This is a genomic window from Helicobacter sp. CLO-3, assembly GCF_001854545.1.
Classification (GTDB): Bacteria; Campylobacterota; Campylobacteria; order Campylobacterales; family Helicobacteraceae; genus Helicobacter_B.
The window spans coordinates 21000-28075 of sequence record NZ_MLQN01000028.1; the positions used below are offsets into that span (position 1 = coordinate 21000).

The 7076-nt window shown below is 35.3% G+C and carries 10 protein-coding genes; 4 read left to right on the plus strand and 6 right to left on the minus strand.

The window, feature by feature from the left end; all coding sequences use genetic code 11:
• Positions 1 to 200 precede the first annotated feature (200 nt).
• Together BKN38_RS07820 and vapD are read left to right on the plus strand one after the other, a co-directional pair.
• On the plus strand, positions 201 to 542 hold the full coding sequence (locus BKN38_RS07820; RefSeq protein WP_066457186.1) for a hypothetical protein: 342 nt from the start codon (positions 201 to 203) through the stop codon (positions 540 to 542).
• A complete protein-coding gene (vapD, locus tag BKN38_RS07825) occupies positions 539 to 970 on the plus strand; it encodes a VapD family protein (RefSeq protein WP_066457184.1) in 432 nt (143 codons plus the stop codon). Before BKN38_RS07820 ends, vapD begins: the two co-directional genes overlap by 4 nt.
• 57 nt (positions 971 to 1027) lie before the next feature.
• On the opposite strand, the gene BKN38_RS07830 is transcribed toward vapD, so the two are convergent.
• The 6 genes from BKN38_RS07830 to BKN38_RS07850 all read right to left on the minus strand — a co-directional run bounded on the left by BKN38_RS07830 (position 1028) and on the right by BKN38_RS07850 (position 4404).
• Entirely contained in the window at positions 1028 to 1309 is a 282-nt protein-coding gene (locus BKN38_RS07830; RefSeq protein WP_066457182.1) for a hypothetical protein, read from the minus strand.
• A gap of 86 nt (positions 1310 to 1395) precedes the next feature.
• Complete coding sequence (locus BKN38_RS07835) at positions 1396 to 1803, minus strand: YopX family protein (protein ID WP_066457180.1); 408 nt, start codon at positions 1801 to 1803, stop codon at positions 1396 to 1398.
• Between the two features lies 1 nt (position 1804).
• Entirely contained in the window at positions 1805 to 1966 is a 162-nt protein-coding gene (locus tag BKN38_RS11175; RefSeq protein WP_156528258.1) for a hypothetical protein, read from the minus strand.
• A gap of 127 nt (positions 1967 to 2093) precedes the next feature.
• The gene (locus tag BKN38_RS07840) at positions 2094 to 3302 is read right to left on the minus strand and encodes a DUF5710 domain-containing protein (protein WP_066457179.1); all 1209 of its coding nucleotides are present in this window, start codon (positions 3300 to 3302) and stop codon (positions 2094 to 2096) included.
• A 47-nt stretch (positions 3303 to 3349) separates the two neighbouring features.
• Positions 3350 to 4144 carry a hypothetical protein gene (locus BKN38_RS07845; protein ID WP_070957772.1) on the minus strand — a complete coding sequence of 265 codons (795 nt, stop codon included), beginning with the start codon at positions 4142 to 4144 and terminating at the stop codon, positions 3350 to 3352.
• Entirely contained in the window at positions 4141 to 4404 is a 264-nt protein-coding gene (locus BKN38_RS07850; protein WP_066457173.1) for a hypothetical protein, read from the minus strand. Before BKN38_RS07850 ends, BKN38_RS07845 begins: the two co-directional genes overlap by 4 nt.
• Before the next feature lie 433 nt (positions 4405 to 4837).
• Between BKN38_RS07850 and mobC the strand changes: the two genes are divergently transcribed.
• Positions 4838 to 5392, plus strand: a complete 555-nt coding sequence (gene mobC, locus BKN38_RS07860) for a plasmid mobilization relaxosome protein MobC (RefSeq protein WP_066457167.1) — start codon at positions 4838 to 4840, stop codon at positions 5390 to 5392.
• Positions 5389 to 6954, plus strand: coding sequence for a MobP1 family relaxase (gene mobP1, locus BKN38_RS07865; RefSeq protein ID WP_066457163.1), 1566 nt, complete (start codon positions 5389 to 5391; stop codon positions 6952 to 6954). Before mobC ends, mobP1 begins: the two co-directional genes overlap by 4 nt.
• The last annotated feature ends 122 nt before the right edge of the window (positions 6955 to 7076 follow it).

The following is a 7076-nucleotide window of genomic DNA, read 5'->3' on the forward strand; positions in this document are numbered from 1 at the left end:
AAAAGCAGAATCACACACCAAAAGAAAAGGCACAAAAAATCCGCAACTAAATTCTTTTTGGCGTTCAACCCATTTTTAGAAATGCGAAGCATTTATCAAAATGGTGCGCCTTTAGATTTCAAATAACAATTGACTAAAATTATCTTGTACCAATCTAATGTTTGCTATAATTCTACTAAACTTCAATATAAGGACAACAAATGACTTCTGCGATGCAAAACAAGCGATCTTTGCTAGGAACAAAAATAATCCTTGATGAAGAAAAGATTTTAAGAGAGGATAAGTATGATTTGGAGCAAATGTATCAGCTTATCGATGAGCTAGCAAGAGAATCTGGCCTTATAAAAATAGATAAGCATACCTATCATTGCAAAGGCAATGAGCAAGATTTGGCGTGTTTGGGGATATTTGTCTATAAAAATTTGGTTGAGCATGATTGGTTTACGCTAAATCTCAAAGAGTGGATATGGATAAGCGAAAAAGAAGGCGATAGTGATCTGATAGACTTTTGCAAAAAAGAGGGGGAGGGAGTTTGGCAATGAGCCTATCCCGCAAGGCGATAAATTTTGACTTATCTACAAATGAGCTAAAGAAACGCTTTAGCAATACCGCAGAAGCTTATAACCAAATCAAAGGTTTTATGCTCCAAAATGGATTTGAGCATAGGCAATATTCGGGCTATACTTCAAATGAAGTAATGGATGAAAAGCAAATAGACTTGCTTGCCAAAAGATTATCTCGCCAATTCCCTTGGCTCCCCGATTGTGTCCAAAAGTTTGATGTGACAGATATTGGAGAACAACACGATTTGACGCATTTGCTAAGCAAAAATCAACAAAAAATCAAAGCTCCAGATAAACAGGCCAATCTAGATAGACAAGAAGCATTAAAACAAAAAATTGAAAAAATAGCCAAATCTAGTAAAATGGAAAAATATAGATCTAGCAAGAGCAAAGATATCGAGCGATAACTGGCACATCAATATTTAATCAAAGCGCTATAATCATACCTGTATTTGGCATTGTATTCATTTCATGCCTCCTGCGTTCTCCCGCTCTTGTTTGGCAATATTTTCATTCACTCGCTCGATTAAGGCTTTTTCTTTTCGATAAAAGATAAAAAGCTTTATTGCGTTTTTCACTTTCCAAAAACCAAATTCACTCGCTTGCTGGAATGGTAAAAAAGCGATTGTAAAAATAGCCAAGCAAAGCCCCCACAAAAAACCGACAACACTCATAAAAATAGCCTTGAAAAATTCAAGCAAAAGCTTAAATTTGCTCTTTCTTGCATAAGAGATAACAATCCGCAAGGCAATTTCCTTGTATTTAGTGATGTCCTTGTCTGTTTCTAAATGCTCGTAATATTTTTTTTGCTAGCTCATCGCTACTCTCAACATCATAAACGCTTTTCATTTGCCACCCCTGCTTCTTTGATAGATTCTAGCAGTTCGGGATTCTCGTGAATATTACCAATGACTTCAAAATGTTCGCCACAAAAATGCACCACAAAGCCCAATTCATCTGTATAATTGCCAAAATCAAAACCCCAAGTATTATTTTCATATCTAATGATTCCCAAATACTCTTCGTCCTTTTCCTTGACTAGCAAAATGTCATTTGCATATACATGCTTGCCATTTGGGTCGATATACCCACTCCACAGCTCAATTTCTGCGTTATCATTGTCTATGGTCTGTAAAGTAGCCAAAGCTTGCTTTCCATAAGTAAAACCATTGCATTTGCAATCGCCATTACCACAAGCCGACTCGCTCCAAACTCTAATATCAAACTCACTTGGTTTCATTCTAATCTCCTACCAGCCCAACAAAATAAGCACAATAACTTCCTGTAATATCAATAAAAGCTTCTTTAGCCACCTCAAATTTAAGCTTTATATCTCTAGCCTCTTTTGGCATTATTTGCGGATATATTGTTTTTATTAGTTTTTCAATATCTGCATTAAACACAGCCAATCTATTTAAAAATACACGGCCAAAGCAAAGCCAATCGCCATATTCTCTAGTTTTTCACTCTGTATGGAGTTACCAAATAAGTCCTATCAAAACCACAACTTTTAACTTCTGTTTCCATTATTCACCTCCTAACAAGTTTGGATTCCGTATTCATATCTTTATCTTTCGTCTTATTTTTTGCTGCCACTAGCTGCGATTTGATATCTGCTTTTGCCACTATTTCACCCTTAAGCCGCATCAAGTCATTAAAATCACTAATATTTGGATCTGCCATGCTTGGCTTGATTATATTTATTTGCGGATATTCATTTTTACACTTCATTGCTGCATTTAAACCTGTATTCACTTCGTTTTTTAAGTCATTATCTGCGCAAATAGTTATTTGTTTATGAGGATATTTTTGGACCAACGCTTCGCAAACACTCAATAAATTTCCAGAGTCTACAGCCATTATGCTTGGTTTATTTAGTAGCATTTCTATGCTTTTCGCTGTTGCAAAGCCCTCGCAGATAAAAAATTGCTCGTGCAGATCTAATGGCACAGCACTGTAAAAACAACCTTTTTTTCTAGCTGCATACTCCTCTCCGCTTTCTTTTTCACTTTGAGTTTTTATTACACCGATAATTTTGTTGCCATTCGCAGCAATTCGTTGAACGCTCCACATTTTTCCATCACTATCGCTTAGCGGGATAAGCAAATTACCAAATCTATCTATTTTTAAATTATCCAACTCTGGCTTAATGCCCTTTGCATTTAAATATGGATGGCCGCCATCCAGTGTTGCGGCATTGTCATACTCATTTTGTAATCTCAATGCAGTTTTTTTATTTAGAATCAATCTTTCATCTGCCCTTTGCGCAATCTTTGCCTCACTTTCATTCCTAACAATCTCCAAACTCTTCTCATTTGGCATCTTTATAGATTCATGCCCTAATCTAAACTTCCAATTCTCTTTTATACCTGTTTTAAAATTTTCAATATATCCAGCAGGATAACCATCTATATAGCCAACATATGCTCCACTTTTTTCACTTCCCTTATCGCCATCTACCCTCACTCTTTTTAGCTTGCCATCCATTATTGGTAGGTCATCTAACAGCAATCCAAATTCTCGCAAAGCATTGTCAAATTGCGCTATGGCTTCATTAATATCAATTTCATTGTTTTGTGGCTTTTGCCATTTATCAAATTTATTTAAATCTATACCATTTGGCACAAACCACTTTTTGGATTCATTATCCCACTTTGCTCCAAGCTTTTTGACTTGCTCTTTATCTTTATAGGGCACATAAATGTAATATTTTTGGGGGCTACTCTTGGCATTATCTATCCTTACTCAAAGATGGATTCTGATTACTTCGCTCTTTTGCCTTATCTTTACTTTTTTTGATTTTTTATTGCCACCTTGCTTCGCTCTTTGATCTCGTTTATCTTATCTTGCGATACTTCATTTTTGCGTTCTGCATTTGGACTATCTTTATCTTTTTTGCTTTGAGCATTTTCTATAATCTGCCTAGCCTCTTTGGTGGACATATTTAGTTTTGTTGCCATGAGTTGAGCGAATTTTTCATTATCCATTTCTTTATCTTTTGACTGATATGATGAACCGCCCTTGATTGCCCCCTGAAACCCAGCCAAAAACCCAGCAAGTTCGGGGCTAGACAAACCCTTTGCCAAATCTGCCATTTTGCCTATTGTGTCCCAACCTTTTTCATCTAGCTCATCAAGCGCTAAATTTGGCGGCATTTTCAAGGCAGAACAAAATTTATCAAGCCTAGTATTTGTATCTGTCTTTTCTTTTTGGACTTCCATATTTGATTCTAAATTTACACCAAAATTTTCTCGCAGATAATTTATGCCTTTTTCAAAATGTCCCATACCCAAAGGCACAGACATGCTCTCCTCTATTCTCTTCCCATTCACGCCATATGCAATAGTAAACTCCACATTTGGCGTATCTATATTACCATTGCTCTTTATACTCTCTTTACGCGCAGCATCAAGAGCAACTAAATGCGAAAGCACACCATCTATTTCATCTTTATTGCCATTCTGTCCATAGGTATCTTTATTGTCACTAAATAAATTCAATAACCTATTTGTTTCACTTGGTTCAAAACTAATCTCAAAAAAATCATCGCTGGTTTTTAGCAAATTGTTTAACTCGCTCATTTATCTTCCTTAGTGTTAGTTTTTGTATCTTGTGATAAATTAGAATCATTAAACGCCAATAATAGCTTTTGAAAAGATTCATTAATTTTCGGATTTGACTTTAGGATATTGTCAAGATCCGAATTATTTTGTGCTTCATTGAAAACGCTTAGCGAAAACTCTTTATATAGATTGTTTAGCTTCGCATTCTCTTTTGCTATTGCCTTTTTTATAGAAGCTGCATATTGTTGTCTCAACTTCTTTATGTATGGTGTTTCCATTTTTGCCTTTCCTTTCTTTTGGTATTATTGTAATAATTTCAAATATTAGCATATAAATAGTTAATTATTTACAAAATATTTCAATATATTTCAAAATTACTTGACTATTTAGAAATTATTTGAAATAATTTCGGTTTTAAGAGGATGCAGGATAGGAAAAAAGTTCCAAAAGTTAATAACTTTTGCAAGCTTTTTTTCCGCAAATTTACAAAATTTGCCCCTGTTCTGCGAAGCTCTAAAGTCACTATTTGGCAAATCAAGCTTTGCAAAATAGTGAAAAAGTCCAAGCGAAAACCAAACGGTTTTTGCTTGGAAGTCGCCATTGTGTTTTTGGCAATCCGGCAAAACACTCTGACGATAAGTTTTGTTGATAAATGCTTTGCATTTCTAAACAAAAAAGGTGCATACGCCAAAAAAGAAAGATCGGAGTAGAATGGCTAAAAATAGCAATGTTGTAGTTGTTTCATTTAGCATTTCCGCAGAGAATGCTAAAGTGCTAAATCATCTTTCCAAAGAATTGCACATATCTAAATCAAGAATACTTGATGACTTGCTAAATAGATATCTGCAATCACGACAGCATTCACGCAAGCTTGACTTTAGCCCAACCAACAACGAGGAATCTCACAAAATCATAAAGCTATCGCTAACAAAAAACCAATATGATTTACTAAAACTTGCTGCCAAAAACTCAATTGCAAACTCCGTGCCAAAGCTTATAAAATTTCACGCACTCAATATGGTTTATGAATCTAAAATTCTTAATAGCAAAGAAATTGAAGCCCTAGCCATTACTAGAGCCGAGCTTAACAAAATTGGTGTTAATATCAATCAAATTGCGCGAGCTATAAACTCAAGAAACAATAACGAGGTAGATCCAAACCTGTTTAAAATTATAGAGACGCTAGACCACCTAGACAGAAAAATATCGCATATTTCTAGCGATATAAAAACTCTATGCCATAACTCACAAGAGATATTAAAATGAGTGGTATATCAAACCATTTTCGCAAAAAATTTAGCGATGATGAGTTATCAGAATGGAGAGCAAAAAAGATAAAAAATGTGCAGATAGAGCGCGCAAAAATAAATTTCATTAATCTTGCAAGAAATAAGTCAAAACCACTTATATCACATAAGCAAATTACGGCAAATAATCCAGCGCAAGCCAAATTGTTAAGGCGAGAAAAGTTATCAAACAATGGCTACGAGGTGGTATTTAAAATAACATCAAGCGCAAAAAACATTAATCAATTATCTGCTCATATCAATTATATTTCTCGCGATGGGAGCTTGGAGCTACTGGACTCTGATTTGAATACATATATTGATAAATCACAGCTCGAATATTGCATTGAAAATTATCAAAATGGCTATATTATTCCTAAAAAGAATCAAAACAAAATTGAGCGCAGAGAAACTTATAATATGGTATTTTCAATGCGCGATTATGATGATTGCGATAGCCAAGCACTCAAAAATGCAGCTTTTGAAACAATTAAAAATCTGTATCCAAATGCTCATTTTACCTTAGCATTTCATAACGATACAGACAATCCGCATTGTCATATATGCCTCAAGGCAACCAATAACGATGGATCGCGGATTGATATCAAGAAAGCAGATTGCCTTCGTATTAGAAAAACTTTTGCAGACAATCTAAATAAGCGCGGTGTTTATGCTCTAGCAACACGCAGAAGCGACAAGATTCGTGGCAGGCAAATTGCAAATAATGCACTAGAATACACAGAGCCTAAAACTTTACATGAGCATAATGCCAAACCCCATTATTACAGAATAATAGATTTTGGTGAAGCGCCATATAATAATGATATCTTAAATAAGTCGAGTTATTTTGTTAGTTACTATACTCGTAAGGGCAATGCAACTATTTGGGGCGAAAACTTACGACAAATAGTTGCGGATTCAAAGCTTCAAATAGGCGAATACGCAAAAATTGCCAAAATTGGATATGAATTGCGCCCATACGAGTTTGATAAAAAAATTGGTGGCAAAATCTATACCATTAGCACTGCAAAAAAGGTTGCAAAATGGGATATATCAATAATGAATCGCGCGGAAAAAACCTTTATCAAACTTCCAAAAGTCAAAGTTAAGACTACTATGAAATTAAAAGAATCTCAAAATACAACTTCAATCCGCTATACCAAGCAAGAATGGGCAAAATATTATGCTAAAAAATCAAAATTAATACAAGGGAGCAAAAATGGAACCAGAGCAGATTCAAGAAAATACACTAGAGAACAGTGGGCAAGATATAACCACCCAAACAAATCAAATGTCGCTATACACAAGTCCAACGCTCCTGCTTTTAGACATCCGCCCAAATCCTATGCCGATATGTGTGGAATGCCCAAAATCAATGTGGCATACGAGCAAATCGACAAATCAAACAATAATAAGGTGCTTTTGCCAAATGATGCACAGCATAACCTACGAAGCGGTGATGGCGGCAGAGTTGAAAAGCGAAACACTGATAGAGAATTGCGATGGCCAATTGATAGCGATACAAGAATTACTAGAGAATGAATCTAGCGACAAATAAACGCACTTACGCTACGCGAGCATTTAATATCTTGTAAGTCTATTTCTAGATCTTTACAGAAATTTACTCATTCTGGTATTTTCCTCGGCTTGCAGTTCGCTAGCAA

Excerpts from the sequence above, each read along its gene's own strand:
- BKN38_RS07820 (WP_066457186.1), top strand. The coding sequence starts at position 201 with ATGACTTCTGCGATGCAAAACAAGCGATCTTTGCTAGGAACAAAAATA.
- vapD (WP_066457184.1), top strand. The coding sequence starts at position 539 with ATGAGCCTATCCCGCAAGGCGATAAATTTTGACTTATCTACAAATGAG.
- BKN38_RS07835 (WP_066457180.1), bottom strand. The coding sequence starts at position 1,803 with ATGAAACCAAGTGAGTTTGATATTAGAGTTTGGAGCGAGTCGGCTTGT.
- BKN38_RS07845 (WP_070957772.1), bottom strand. The coding sequence starts at position 4,144 with ATGAGCGAGTTAAACAATTTGCTAAAAACCAGCGATGATTTTTTTGAG.
- BKN38_RS07850 (WP_066457173.1), bottom strand. The coding sequence starts at position 4,404 with ATGGAAACACCATACATAAAGAAGTTGAGACAACAATATGCAGCTTCT.
- mobC (WP_066457167.1), top strand. The coding sequence starts at position 4,838 with ATGGCTAAAAATAGCAATGTTGTAGTTGTTTCATTTAGCATTTCCGCA.
- mobP1 (WP_066457163.1), top strand. The coding sequence starts at position 5,389 with ATGAGTGGTATATCAAACCATTTTCGCAAAAAATTTAGCGATGATGAG.